This is a genomic window from Taklimakanibacter deserti (assembly GCA_003574785.1).
This window is the reverse complement of record QORU01000007.1, coordinates 90,304-102,268: the sequence shown is the minus strand read 5'-3', so window position 1 is coordinate 102,268 and position 11,965 is coordinate 90,304. Positions and strand designations below refer to the sequence as shown.

The window sequence follows — 11,965 nt, the reverse complement described above, 5'->3', positions numbered from 1 at the left end:
CATGGCCGGGCTTCAAGGGCGGCCATGTCGAGGTGGGATGCTCAGCGCGTAGCTTCGTCACGGCGCCGATAGGTGTAGCGGAAGGTGCAGCAGGGCGCACCTTGCATGATGGTCTGCTTGCGCTCGAGGGTGATATTGGGGTCATAGCCCTCGCAGAACGTGCCGTCGCGGTTGCAGGACAGCAAGTGGCCGATCTTGCCGAGACCCATTTCCTTATAGGTCTCGGCATAGCGGCAGCGGGTGATGTCGAAGTCGAAGCGGGTGTCGCTCGCCTCCAGCACCTTCATCTCGAGCGCCCCGTCCGCGGTCCAGAAATCATAGAGCTTGATGAAGTCGGCCATGGAGGTTTGGCCGCCCGGCGCGCGCCTCGCGAACTCCTTGCCTTCGGCAATGGCCGCCTTGCGGATCGCGCGGTCGAGGATCTGGGCGGCCTTCTCCTCGCCGATCTCGGCCGCCATCTCGGCATAGATCGGGCCGATGACCTGGGCTTGCAGCCGGCGCTTGGTGAGGGTGGGAAGATCTGTCATGCTCATGCCTTCACGTATTTTCGCCAATTATGCTCCTCGACGAAGCCCAATGTCTCGCGGATCTTGCGGTTCGAGAGGGGCCCCTCCTGGCCCTGGAGCGGGCGGCGGTGCGGCGTCTTCGGGCACCACCGCTTCAGGAAGTCGGCCGTCGGCTCATTGGCGGTGATCGTGTCATTGACGGCGTTGAACACCTGGAAGCCGAGCCCGTCCTTGCTGAGGCACAGATGCACGATCTGGCCCAGATCGCGCGCATCGATATAGCTCCAGGCATTGCGCTTGCGCGACAAGGGATCGGCGATGAAAGCGGGAAAGCGGTCATATTCATGGGGCTCGATCACATTGCCGATGCGCAGCGCATAGATGTCGGCGCCGCTCCTCATGGCAAAGGCGCGGGCCGTCTTCTCATTGACGACCTTCGACAGGCCATAGCTGTCCATCGGATCGATGTCGTAATCCTCTTCCAGCGGAAAATGGTGGAAATCCTTGTCGCCTTCGGCGAAGCACACGCCATAGGTCGTCTCCGACGAGGCGATGATGATCTTGCGGATGCCGAGCTTCACCGCCGCTTCGATCACATTGTAGGTGCTCATCACGTTGACATCGAAGGTGACGTTGTCGGGCTCTATGAGGACGCGCGGTATGGCGGCGAAATGCACGACGGCATCGATCTTCGCCGGTCCTTTGCCGGTTTCGTAGCCGTCGAAGCCGAAATGCATGGAGAGCGCATTGAAGACTTGCCCGCTGTCGGCAACATCGGCGATGAGCGTGTTGACGCCCGGACAATCGAGCGGCTTCAGGTCGACATTGAGGATGTCATAGCCCTTGGTTTTGAGCCAGGGGACCACATGGCGTCCGGCCTTGCCGGAACCGCCGGTGAAGACGATGCGCTTGGGCATGACGATCCTTTCGGGAAGGTGAGAGGCGAGATCGATATCCTATCGGCTCGCTCTGCGGTTGGCTATCGCTGCGGCTCGAACAATTCGATCACGTTCCCGGAAGGATCCTCAGCAAGAATCTGCTTGCCGCCCGGTCCTTCGACGATGTCGTTGCGGAACGGCGTGCCTGCCTTGCGCAACCGGGTGACGACATTCGCCAGGTCATCGACCTCGATGACGAAACGATTCCATCCGCCGGGCTCGGGCTTGCGGCCATCGGGCATCGGACGCCCGGCCGAGGCATTGGGACCGGCGACCCACAGGATCAGGTCATCCCGCGTCAGGATCGCTATGTTGGCGCCGAATTGCTGCTTCACCGCGAAGCCGAGAAGCTGGGTGTAGAAGGCGACTGAAGCATCGACGTCTTCGACCATATAGCGGACGGTAGCCATCACAGTCATCCTTCGATCTTGATCGTCTCCACGATATCTATACCAAAGCCCGAGAGGCCGACATAGTGGCGCGTGCTCGAGGTGATGAGCCGGATCGAACGCACATTGAGATCGCGCAGGATCTGGGCACCGAGGCCGACATCGCGCCAGACCTGCTCGCGCAAGGCGGCGCTCGAGGTCTTTTCGCTGCCCATCTTCTGGCCCGCCGGGACGCCTGCCGTGCCTTCGCGCAGATAGACCAGAATGCCGCGGCCCTCGCGCTTGAATGTGTCATAGACCTTGTTGAGGACATGCGGCGCACCGAAGATGTCGGCGACGATATCCTCGCGATGGAGCCGGACCGGGACATCTTTCCCGCCGCTGATGTCGCCGAAGACGATGGCCAGATGCTCGACCGAGTCGAAGGGCGTCGAATAGGCGAAGCCGCGCGCCTTGCCTACGGGCGTGTCGATTTCGAACTGGCTTTCCTGCTCGACCAGGCGCTCGCGCGCCTGGCGATAGGAAATGAGATCGGCGACCGAGATGATCTTGAGCCCATGCTCGCGGGCGAAGGCGAGCACCTGCGGTCCGCGTTTCACCGTGCCGTCGTCATTGACGAGCTCGCAAATGACGCCCGCCGGATGGAGCCCGGCGAGGCGGACGAGGTCAACCGAGGCCTCGGTGTGGCCTGAGCGCATCAGCACGCCGCCGGATTTGGCGACCAGCGGGAAGATGTGGCCCGGGCGCACGAAGTCGGCCGCCTGGACATTGCCATTGGCGAGCGCGTGGACGGTCGCGGCGCGCTCCTTGGCTGAGATGCCGGTGGTCAGGCCTTCCCGATAATCGACGGAAACGGTGAAGGCCGTGCCGAGCGGCGCGTCATTATGCGCCACCATCGGATCGAGCTTGAGACGGCGCGCATCCTCGGGCGTGATCGGCGCGCAGACGATGCCGCAGCAATAGCGGATCATGAAGGCCATCTGCTCGGGCGTGATCTTGCAGGCGGCGGCGACGAGGTCGCCTTCATTCTCGCGGTCGTCGTCGTCGACGACGACGACCATCTCGCCGCGCCCGATGGCGGCAATGGCATCCTCGACGCGGTCGAGTTCGGAGGTGGTGGCGGCGTGCGGGGTCGTGTCCATGGCGGGTCCGGAAAAGTCTTCGGGGCGAACGGCGTTGTTGGTGAAGGTCGCGATCTTGAGAGCGAGGTCGAGGGAAGGGGAAGCCCCGGCAATAAGCTGCGAGACCCGGCCCTGGGAGACGCCGAGTGCCTTTGCCAGGGCAGATTGTGAGGTCGAGGTCTTGTCGAGCCAGTCGGGGAGCTTCATACTATGACTTTAGCAAAAGTAAAGGCATTGGAAAAGCTGCTATAAGCGTGAGTAAATATTGGAATGGCAGCTATGCCGGAAATGGCCGGGCTTTGAGCCACAGGAACAAGGGAAGCCGATGCCAGCGCTTTCGGCCGGCGGCCGCCGGAACCGGTTCTTTGAGGTCGGTCACAACCAGGCCGGCGCCGGTCAGCGCGACCATATAGGCCTCAAGCGGCTGCGACCAGCCGGCGAAATGCATCTCGAGCCCGTCGCCGTTCCTCCGTGCCTTCAAAACGCTCGCGGCCGAAATAGGAGCCCTCCAGGACGAAAGGCGCATCGGGCGCCTCATTGGCGAAGCGGCCGCGATCGGTGAAGGGATGCACGATGGACACGATCAAGGTCCCGGATGGACGCAGCACGCGCCTCGCTTCCCTGACCGCGGCCGGGACATCCTCGACATCCATCAGCATGTTATAGGCCACGGTCAGGTCGAAGCTTTCATCAGCGAAGGGCAGATCCGCCGCGGCGGCCACTCGATACTGGTCGGCGGATTGGGCTTCGCGAGCCGCTTCGACCAGTTGCGCGACCGGATCGACCGCCGTCACTTGATAACCGCATTCCTTCAGGAGGCGCGACACCCGGCCTTCGCCGCAGCCGACGTCGACGGCCCTTCCTTCGCCTTTGCCGACAAAGGCGGCAAAAGCGTCGCGATAGGCCCAGAAGGCATCATGGCCGGGCGTCCGCGCCCAGGCGATCCAGTCGGCCGCATGCCGCGACCAGTGCTCGTGGTCTTTCATGAAGCTTGCCCTTAGACGAAAATGCCCTCCTCTTGCGAGGAGGGCAAATCGGCAAAGCGAATATTTAAGGTTTACGCTTCGGAGAACATCTGCTCGACATGTTCCCAGTTGATCAGATTGTCGACAAAGGCCTCGAGATATTTCGGCCGCGCATTGCGGTAGTCGATATAGTAGCTGTGCTCCCATACATCGACGCCGAGGATGGGCTGGCTCCCGAGCATCAGCGGGTTCTCGCCATTGGGCGTCTTCTGGATCTCGAGCTTGCCGTTCTTGACGGCGATCCACGCCCAGCCCGAACCGAACTGGGTCGTGCCGGCATTGATGAAATCGGCGCGCATCTTGTCATAGCCGCCGAGATCGGAATCGACCGCCTTCTGCAGCTTGGCCGGCAGCTTCTTGCCGCCGCCGCCCTTCTTCATCCATTGCCAGAAATGCAAATGGTTGTAATGCTGGCCGACATTGTTGATGAGGCCCTGGTTCTTCTCTTTGTAGGCGGCCTTGACGATCTTGCTGAGCGACTCCTTGGCGAGCGGTGAATCCTTGAGCAGGTTGTTGCCGTTCGTCACATAGGCCTGATGATGCTTGTCGTGATGGTACTCCAGCGTCTCCTTGGACATATAGGGCTGAAGCGCGTCATAGGCATAGGGCAAGGGGGGAAGTTCGAGGGCCATGGTGTCATCTCCTTTTTTCTGAGACGCGTTCGCTTGAGTTACGAAACCCGTCCCGGCTCCTGATTCGGAAAATCCACTTGTCGCGGTAAGAAGGCCTGTCGCGGCAAGGGCATGGAATTGGCGGCGGGTGGTCAATGAAAGCTCCTTGATTTCACTGAGCCCAACCCTGAGATAGGCGTTTGAGTTCCGCCTGTCAAAAGGTCAGGCCTCAGCCCTGAGCCAGGCGAGGAGTCCGGCATCGTCCCCCGTCTGGATAGCCTCTGCGACGCGGCGTCCTACCGCCGCGCCGAATTTATAGCCATGGCCCGAACAGGCCGACACGACAAGCGCTCTATCCTTGCGGAATGACAGGAATTTCTCATCGGCGGTGAAAGTGTAGGCGCACGTCACCACCCGCGCGACGCTATAATCCTCGATGCGCGCCAAAGGCGGCGACAACAGCTTGCGCAAGGTATCGCCTTCGCCCGAAACAGGCATGCGATTGGCGTCGGGATCATCGGCCGGACGCTTATGCACGCCGGCGCCGACCTTGAGTCCGGTGCCATCGACCGGCGGCAGCATATAGGCCTCGGCCTTGCCGCCAATATCGAGGATCGCCGGCGCATCCGCCCAGGCCGCCGCTAGGTCGGCCGGTGGCGTCAGATAGGCGAGGGCGGTGCGATAGAGTTTCAATCTCCGGGCAAGCTCAGGGATGAGCCTCAGCACCCAGGCGCCTGCCGCGACGATGATCTGGTCTGCCGTGACATGGCTGCCATCCGCCAGTCTGACTTGACCTTTCGTCGCGTCGATCGCCGTCACTTTCGCGTTGAGCTTCAGCGCCGCGCCCTTTTCGCCGAGCCACCGTGCGAGATCCGCGGCGATGCGCTGGCAAAGGAGAGCGCCGCCGGCCTTGGTGAAATAGGCATAGCGGATGGTGGCAGGATCGAGAAACGGATAGCGCCGCGCCGCGTCCTTGGGTTCATAGAGCTCATAGGCCTCGCCCATGCGGTCATAGCCTTCGCGGAATTTCTCGCCGTCATCGCCCGGATTTTGCGACATCGCGAGCACGCCGCGCCGGGCCAGATGCGAGCGGCCGAGATCGCGCCACATCTCCTCCCATGCCGCGAAGGCTTCCGAGATGATGCGCGCATAGCCGTCGGCCGAGCCATAGCCGCGGCGGATCATGCGGTGTTCATCGCCGGAGGCGGCGAGCGGATTGGGAAGCGGACCTTGCTCGATAAGCGTCACCTGGTTCCCGCTCTTGCAGAGCGCCCAGGCGGTAGAGAGACCAGCTATGCCGCCCCCGACGACACAGACCTTCATGCCACCGTCTTCTCCATGAAGACGGAGTAAGGATCATCGGTCGGATAATCGGCATAGGGACCGCAGCGGGTGAAACCCCATTTGGCGAATAGTCCCAGAGCTTCCGGCTGCAGCGTGCCGGTTTCGAGCTTCATCCTCTTGAGGCCATGGGTGCGGGCATTTTCCTCGAGGGCGGCGAGAATGAGCTTGGAGAGCTTGAGGCCACGCGCTTCGGGGCGCACATAGATGCGCTTGATCTCGCCATAGGCGGGATCGCGATGCCACAGCGCGCCGCAGCCCAGGGCCTCGCCATTACGCCGCGCCACGAAGAAATGGATGTCCGGCGTCGCCAGCGTCTCGATATCGACGAGATGATTGCTTTCCGCCGGATAGAGGCGATGAAACATTTCGTCGAGATCACGAATGAGCCTGGTGGCATCAGGCGTGCGCGGATCCTCACGCCTGATCTCGATCTCGCTCACGGCTGGAAGGCCTGCAGCCCCGTCTGCGCCCGTCCGAGGATCAGCGCATGAACGTCATGCGTACCTTCATAGGTGTTGACGGTCTCGAGATTGACCATGTGGCGGATGACATGGAATTCATCCGAAATGCCATTGCCGCCATGCATGTCGCGCGCCTCACGCGCGATGGCGAGCGCCTTGCCGCAATTATTGCGCTTCATCAGCGAAATCGCGGGTGGTGCCGCGACCCCGCGCTCGAGCGCGCGGCCGAGGGCGAGAGCGCCGTGCAGGCCGAGGGCGATCTCGGTCTGCATGTCGGCGAGCTTCTTCTGGATGAGCTGATTGGCGGCGAGCGGCCGGCCGAACTGCTTGCGATCGAGCGTGTACTGCCGCGCCCGGTGCCAGCAGTCTTCCGCCGCACCCATGGCCCCCCAGGCGATGCCGTAGCGCGCCTTGTTGAGGCAGCCGAAGGGACCGGAGAGACCGCGCGCATTGGGGAAGATGTTCTCTTCGGGTATCTCGACATTGTCGAGCACGATTTCGCCGGTGACGGAAGCGCGCAGCGAAACCTTGCCTTCGATCTTGGGCGTCGAGAAGCCCTTCGTGCCGCGCTCGACCAGGAAGCCGTGGATGCCTTCGTCCTCGAGCTTCCCCCACACCACAGCAACATCGGCGATCGGCGAATTGGTGATCCACATCTTGGTGCCGTTGAGCACGAAGCCGCCATTGACGCGCTTGGCCCTGGTCTTCATGCCGCCGGGATCGGAGCCGGCATCGGGCTCAGTCAGGCCGAAGCAGCCGACCCATTCGCCGGTCGCGAGCTTGGGCAGATATTTCTTGCGCTGGGCCTCCGAGCCATAGGTCTCGATCGGATGCATGACCAGCGAATTCTGCACGCTCATCGCCGAGCGGTAGCCCGAATCGATGCGCTCGACTTCGCGCGCCACGAGGCCGTAGGCGACGTAGCCCAGCCCCGAGCCGCCATAGCTTTCCGAATTCATCATGCCGAGGAAGCCGACCTCGCCCAGCTCGTTCATGATCTCGCGGTCGAAGCGCTCCTCGCGGAAGGCCTTCTGGACCCGCGGCATGAGCTTGTCGGCGCAGAAAGCGCGTGCCGTATCGCGAATCATGCGCTCGTCTTCGCTCAGCTGGCTTTCGAGGTCGAGCGGATCTTCCCAGTTGAACTCGGCGAGAGGGGCCGGGCCATGGGCTTTGCGGGCAGCTTGGGTCATGGAACTTTTCATCGCTTTGCGAGTTTCTATCGAGCACGTTAACAACGCCAAACGCCCCTAAATGTCAAATCCTACCCAATGGTGACCCAATCCCCATCCAAGCAAGCAGTGCCGGCTGGGACCGTTCCGCCGCGCCTGACGTCCCGCCACGCCCTTTTCCTCGATTTTGACGGTACGCTCGTCGACATAGCCCCGAGCCCCCATGAGATCACCGTGCCGCGCGAGCTGCCGGCGCTTCTGATGCGCCTGCAGATCCTGCTGGGCGGCGCCGTCGCCATCGTCAGCGGCAGGCCGCTCGCCGACCTCCTTTCCTACTTGGCCCCTGCCGATCTCGACTTCGTCGCCGAGCATGGCGCGGTGATCAAGCGGCGCGGCAGTCCGGCCCATCCGCCGCAAGCGGCTTGGCCCGACGCCTGGGATGAGCGCCTGGCGCAGTTCCTGGCCACACATCCCAATACCGAGGTCGAGCGCAAGGCCTACAGCATCGCGCTGCATTTTCGCCGCGCCCCGGAAGCCGAGCATGACGCCTTGAATCTTCTCAGAGTGTTCGCGAGCGAAGCCTCGGGCGGCTTCGAGATCCTTCCCGCCAAGATGGCCTTCGAGCTCAAGCTCACCACGATGAGCAAGGGCAAGGCGATCACCGAGCTCATGTCGGAAGAGCCCTTCTGCCGGCGCATCCCGGTCTTTGCCGGTGACGACGTGACGGACGAGGACGGTTACATTGCCGTCAAGGCCATGGGCGGCGTAGCACTCCCCGTCGATGAAGCTTTTGGCGGCGAGCCGCGGCGCGTGCGCGCCTGGCTCGCCCGTGAGATCAAGACGCAAGGAGAAGCCGCGGCATGAAGCAACTTGATCTGGGGGTCATCGGCAACTGCGCGGTTGCGAGCCTCATCAATGCGGAAGCACGCCATGTATGGTTCTGCTTCCCGAGGCTCGATAGCGATCCCTTGTTCAACGCCCTGGTGAACGGCGATGATCCGCAGGACGGCTTCATGGACATCGTGCTGCGCGACCAAAAGGCGACGCGGCAGGCTTACTTGCGTAACACTGCCGTTCTCGAGACGATCCTGGAGGGCGAGGGTGGCTCGATCCGCGTGCTCGATTGGGCGCCGCGCTACAAGCTGCAGGGCGAGCTGTTCCGGCCGCCGATGATCGCCCGCCGCATCGAGCCGCTGGAGGGCCGCTGCCATGTGAAGATACGCGCACGCCCGGTGTTCGACTATGGCGCGACCAAGCCCAATGTCTCGATGGGCAGCAACTATCTGCGCTATTCCGGCAGCAACACCTCGATCAGGCTCACCACCGACATGCCCGTCGCGTATTTGCGTGACGAGGCCTTCTTCCTGCTCAACCGGCCGGTGCATCTCCTCATCGGCAGCGACGAGCCGCTCACCTCGCGTGTCGATCGCCTTGCCCGTGACGTCCTCGATGAAACGGTAGCCTATTGGAACGACTGGGTCCGCGATCTCGCGGTGCCCTTCGACTGGCAGGAAGTGGTCATCCGCTCCGCCATCACGCTCAAGCTGTGCAGTTTCGAGGATACGGGCGCTATCCTGGCGGCGCTGACGACGTCGATACCCGAGTCCGCGGCCAGCGGACGCAACTGGGACTACCGCTACTGCTGGCCGCGCGACGCCTATTTCACCGTTATGTCGCTGAATCGGCTCGGCGCCACATTGACGATGGAGAATTTCATTACCTATCTGATTAACTCGGTGATCTCCTCCAACGTGCAGTTCCTGGCGCCGCTCTATCCGATCGTGCCGGGGACGCCGCTCGAGGAATATGAGGCGAAAGCGCTCAAGGGCTTTCATGGCATGGGTCCGGTGCGCGTCGGCAACGGTGCCTCGAACCAGCGCCAGAACGACATTTATGGATCGGTCATTCTGGCCGCCTCGCAGATGTTCTGGGACATGCGTCTGCCACGTCCGGGCGATGCGGCACTCTACCATCAGCTGAAGCCGATCGGCATGATGGCTAAGACGACGTCGCTCGAAGCCGATGCCGGCATCTGGGAATATCGCGGTCGCACCCGCGCCCATACGTTCTCGGCGGTGATGTGTTGGGCGGCCCTCGAGAGGCTCGGCCGCATCGCCCACAAGGTCGGCGAGACCGCCGACGGCGAGGAATGGCTCACCGCCGCCGCCGAGCTCAAGGAGCGCATTCTCGAAGGCGCCTGGAACAAGGCCGGCGAATATTTCGCCGGCAGCCTCGGCGGCGCCGAGCTCGACGCCGCCCTGCTGCTCATGCCGGAGATCGGCATCATCGGCTATGACGATCCGCGCTTTCAGAAGACGCTGGCCGCGATCGAGAAGCATTTGCTGGTGAACGGCCTGATGATGCGCTACGCCGAGGCGGACGATTTCGGCATGCCGGAAACGGCCTTTCTCGTCTGCACCTTCTGGTACATAGAGGCTCTCGCCAATTGCGGCCGGACCGAGGAAGCCGCCAAGCTGTTCGAGCGTGTCCTGAGCCTGCGCAATCATGTCGGCATCCTGTCCGAGGATGCCGTTCCCGAGACCGGCGAATTGTGGGGCAACTTTCCGCAGACCTATTCCATGGTCGGCATCATCCATTGCGCCAGGAAACTCAGCCGCACCTGGGAGGAGGGCCTATGGCGCGTCTCGTAATCGTCTCCAATCGGGTGCCGGCATCGGCCAAGCGCGAGCAGCAGGCGGGCGGTCTTGCCGTGGTGCTCGAGGAGGCGCTCAAGGGCGAGGTGCTGTGGTTCGGCTGGTCGGGCAAGCGCACGCATGCGACATCGGCAAAGCCGACCTTCGCGACCAGGGGCACGACCACTTTCGCCACCATCGATCTGAGCGAGGAGGATTACCAGGCCTATTATGCCGGCTTCTCCAACCGCAGTCTGTGGCCGCTGTTTCACTACCGCACCGGCCTCGTCGCCTATTCGCGCGAGGACTACAAGGGCTATCGCTCGACCAACCAGAAATTCGCTCAGGCCCTGGTTCCGCTGCTGCGGCCCGGCGATCTCCTGTGGATCCACGATTATCACCTGATGCCACTGGGACGCGCTTTGCGCGAGCAAGGTGTCGATCTCAAGATGGGATTCTTCCTGCACATACCGTTCCCGCCGTTATCGGTCTTCGACATTCTGCCTCCGGCGGGCGAGCTCGCCGCCGATCTTGCCGCCTATGACCTGGCGGGCTTCCAGACGGCGGAGGATCGCGACAATTTCGTCGGCTGCGCCCGCAAGATCCTTCCCGAGGCGCAGCGCGCTCCGGCGATCGCATCGGCCGTGGCGCTGCCGGTCGGCATCGACGGCAAAGCCTTCGCGCGCATGGCGAAGACGTCGCGCATGAACGCCGAATCGCGGCGGCTCAAGGACAGTCTTGTCGGCCGCAAGCTCATCATCGGCGCCGATCGCCTCGATTACTCGAAAGGCTTGCCGCAGCGCTTCGAGGCCTATTCCGAATTGCTCGAAACCCATGCCGAATATCGCGAGAAGGTGAGCTACCTGCAGGTGGCGCCGCGATCGCGCGAGGAAGTGAGCGAATATCGCGAATTGAAGCGCACACTCGACCGGCTCACCGGCCGGATCAACGGCAAATATGCCGAGTTCGACTGGGTACCGCTGCGCTACATGACCCACGGCCTGTCGCGCAGATTGCTGGCCGGCTTCTTCCGCATGGCCGCGATCGGGCTCGTCACGCCTTTGCGTGACGGCATGAATCTGGTGGCGATGGAATATGTGGCCGCCCAGGACGAGGAGGATCCGGGCGTCCTGATCCTGTCTCGCTTCGCCGGCGCCGCGGCGAGCCTCGATGCCGCCCTCATCGTCAATCCTTACGATCCGGGCGGCATTGCCGAAGCGTTGCATGAAGGGCTCACCATGAGCAGGCAAGAACGCCAGGAGCGCTGGCGCAGCCTGATGCACCGGATCGATGAGGACAGCGCCGCCGCCTGGTGCCGGCGGTTCCTCGCCCGTCTCACCGCCCCGCCGAAGACCCTGCGGGCGGCTTCTTGATGGACTGAGATTCAGATCATCCTTGCTCGGCAAATGGGAAGGACTACAGTTGTGGTCATGCGCGAAGATCCGAAAAGCCGGAAGGAACGGGCGGAATATGATGCTTGGTTCCGGCGGCAAGTGCAGGCAAGCCTCGCCTCTGCCGAAGCGGGTAAGTGGATTTCCGCGGAGGAAGTCGAAGCAAGATTTGCAGAACGTCGCGCAGGTACGCTTCGCAAGCTGGCCATTCGGACGGGTGATGGCTTTTAGTCTAATCCACAACCCCTCACCCTGAGGCGCCCGCCGAAGGCGGGCCTCGAAGGGTGGCGAGCGGCAAGACCGCTGTACCTGGATCATGCTTCGAGGCTCGCTTCGCTCGCACCTCAGCATGAGGGTATTTGAGCGGGGCGAGTTTA

General features: G+C 62.7%; 13 protein-coding genes. 3 read left to right on the top strand and 10 right to left on the bottom strand.

All coding sequences use genetic code 11. The annotated features are described in order from the left end of the window. Positions 1-41: 41 nt before the first annotated feature. From DS839_RS15655 to DS839_RS15615, 10 genes are all read right to left on the bottom strand, one after another. Positions 42-527 (bottom strand): L-2-amino-thiazoline-4-carboxylic acid hydrolase, encoded by a 486-nt coding sequence (locus tag DS839_RS15655; RefSeq protein ID WP_119271691.1) that lies wholly within the window; start codon positions 525-527, stop codon positions 42-44. Positions 528-529: 2 nt separating this feature from the next. Next, the gene (locus DS839_RS15650) at positions 530-1,423 is read right to left on the bottom strand and encodes an NAD-dependent epimerase/dehydratase family protein (RefSeq protein WP_119271381.1); all 894 of its coding nucleotides are present in this window, start codon (positions 1,421-1,423) and stop codon (positions 530-532) included. A 62-nt stretch (positions 1,424-1,485) separates the two neighbouring features. Continuing rightward, a complete protein-coding gene (locus tag DS839_RS15645; RefSeq protein ID WP_119271380.1) occupies positions 1,486-1,854 on the bottom strand; it encodes a VOC family protein in 369 nt (122 codons plus the stop codon). Positions 1,855-1,859: 5 nt separating this feature from the next. Continuing rightward, on the bottom strand, positions 1,860-3,161 hold the full coding sequence (gene ribB / locus DS839_RS15640) for a 3,4-dihydroxy-2-butanone-4-phosphate synthase (protein ID WP_119271379.1): 1,302 nt from the start codon (positions 3,159-3,161) through the stop codon (positions 1,860-1,862). A 70-nt stretch (positions 3,162-3,231) separates the two neighbouring features. Further along, a complete protein-coding gene (locus DS839_RS36940) occupies positions 3,232-3,363 on the bottom strand; it encodes a hypothetical protein (protein ID WP_368911681.1) in 132 nt (43 codons plus the stop codon). Positions 3,364-3,370: 7 nt separating this feature from the next. Then, positions 3,371-3,940: a class I SAM-dependent methyltransferase gene (locus DS839_RS15635; RefSeq protein WP_368911680.1), complete on the bottom strand. Its 570-nt coding sequence runs from the start codon at positions 3,938-3,940 to the stop codon at positions 3,371-3,373. A gap of 71 nt (positions 3,941-4,011) precedes the next feature. Continuing rightward, positions 4,012-4,611 carry a superoxide dismutase gene (locus DS839_RS15630; RefSeq protein WP_119271378.1) on the bottom strand — a complete coding sequence of 200 codons (600 nt, stop codon included), beginning with the start codon at positions 4,609-4,611 and terminating at the stop codon, positions 4,012-4,014. Positions 4,612-4,812: 201 nt separating this feature from the next. Continuing rightward, the gene (locus DS839_RS15625; protein ID WP_119271377.1) at positions 4,813-5,913 is read right to left on the bottom strand and encodes an NAD(P)/FAD-dependent oxidoreductase; all 1,101 of its coding nucleotides are present in this window, start codon (positions 5,911-5,913) and stop codon (positions 4,813-4,815) included. Next, on the bottom strand, positions 5,910-6,374 hold the full coding sequence (locus DS839_RS15620) for a GNAT family N-acetyltransferase (protein WP_119271376.1): 465 nt from the start codon (positions 6,372-6,374) through the stop codon (positions 5,910-5,912). The genes DS839_RS15625 and DS839_RS15620 overlap by 4 nt, the downstream gene beginning before the upstream one ends. Then, a complete protein-coding gene (locus DS839_RS15615; protein ID WP_119271375.1) occupies positions 6,371-7,585 on the bottom strand; it encodes an acyl-CoA dehydrogenase in 1,215 nt (404 codons plus the stop codon). The genes DS839_RS15620 and DS839_RS15615 overlap by 4 nt, the downstream gene beginning before the upstream one ends. Positions 7,586-7,693: 108 nt before the next feature. Here DS839_RS15615 and otsB point away from each other — a divergent pair, with 108 nt between their 5' ends. The 3 genes from otsB to DS839_RS15600 are packed head-to-tail and all read left to right on the top strand — an operon-like array spanning position 7,694 to position 11,570. Continuing rightward, a complete protein-coding gene (otsB, locus tag DS839_RS15610; RefSeq protein ID WP_162918561.1) occupies positions 7,694-8,428 on the top strand; it encodes a trehalose-phosphatase in 735 nt (244 codons plus the stop codon). Further along, positions 8,425-10,215: a glycoside hydrolase family 15 protein gene (locus DS839_RS15605; protein WP_119271373.1), complete on the top strand. Its 1,791-nt coding sequence runs from the start codon at positions 8,425-8,427 to the stop codon at positions 10,213-10,215. Before otsB ends, DS839_RS15605 begins: the two co-directional genes overlap by 4 nt. Beyond that, positions 10,200-11,570 (top strand): alpha,alpha-trehalose-phosphate synthase (UDP-forming), encoded by a 1,371-nt coding sequence (locus tag DS839_RS15600; RefSeq protein ID WP_119271372.1) that lies wholly within the window; start codon positions 10,200-10,202, stop codon positions 11,568-11,570. Before DS839_RS15605 ends, DS839_RS15600 begins: the two co-directional genes overlap by 16 nt. Positions 11,571-11,965: the final 395 nt, after the last annotated feature.